The 772-nt window shown below is 66.5% G+C and carries 1 protein-coding gene; it reads right to left on the bottom strand.

Features of this window, described 5'->3' with window-relative positions:
• Positions 1–719: IS30 family transposase (locus G3A44_RS23170; RefSeq protein ID WP_163460117.1), on the bottom strand; the 719-nt coding region annotated here is incomplete at its 3' end.
• Positions 720–772 lie beyond the last annotated feature (53 nt).

Raw genomic sequence — 772 nt, 5'->3', positions numbered from 1 at the left:
CGCAGTTCGGGCATGACGGTCTTGAAGCGCCGGCTGAAGCCTTCGAGGGCATGTGCGGCGGTGCAGCCGTTCATCTGCGTGAGCAGCACAAAGCGGCTGTAGCGCTCAACGGCTGTGCCGATGGCGCTGGCATTGCGGGCACCCTTGATGAAATCGCCTTCCCAATGGCCGGGCACCGCGCGCGAGTCCACCTCAGGCGGGCGCTCGCTCAGCGGCGTCATGTTGACGATGGCGCCGCCTTGGCGGCTGGTGCCGCGGGCCCTGGGCATGCGCTTGCCCCGGCTCTGACGCAGGGCGTTGACCAGTTCAGTGCGCAATTCGCCCCGGGGCACCAGATAGACGGCTTGGTAGATGGTCTCGTGCGAGACGCGCTGGGAAGGATCTTCAGGATGCATGCGGCGCAGTCTTCCCGCAATCTGCTGCGGCGACAACGCACGGCACAGTTCGCGACGCACCCATTTGCCCAGGGGCGAATCCAGCAGCGGCCCGAGTTTGCGCTGGCCGGCCTTGGCCGCCGTGCGCCGGCGCTGGGCCACCTGCTGGGCCGTGGCCGCCAAGTAGGCCTTGCCCGCAGCCTTGTTGCGCCCCAGCTCCCGGGTGATCGTCGACCTGGCCCGGCCCAGTTGCCGAGCGATCTCGCTGGGCTTGACGTCCTGGCTCAGCAGCAGGCTGATCTGCGTGCGCTCCTCCATGCTCAGGCTTGAATATGCTTGACCCATCGCTTCAAGTCATTGGCTCAGTTGAGGTGTTGCACTTCAGTCTAGAGCCCAGG

This window comes from Ideonella livida (genome assembly GCF_010499455.1).
GTDB classification, from domain to species: Bacteria; Pseudomonadota; Gammaproteobacteria; order Burkholderiales; family Burkholderiaceae_C; genus Ideonella; species Ideonella livida.
This window is presented reverse-complemented; position numbering and strand designations above follow the sequence as displayed.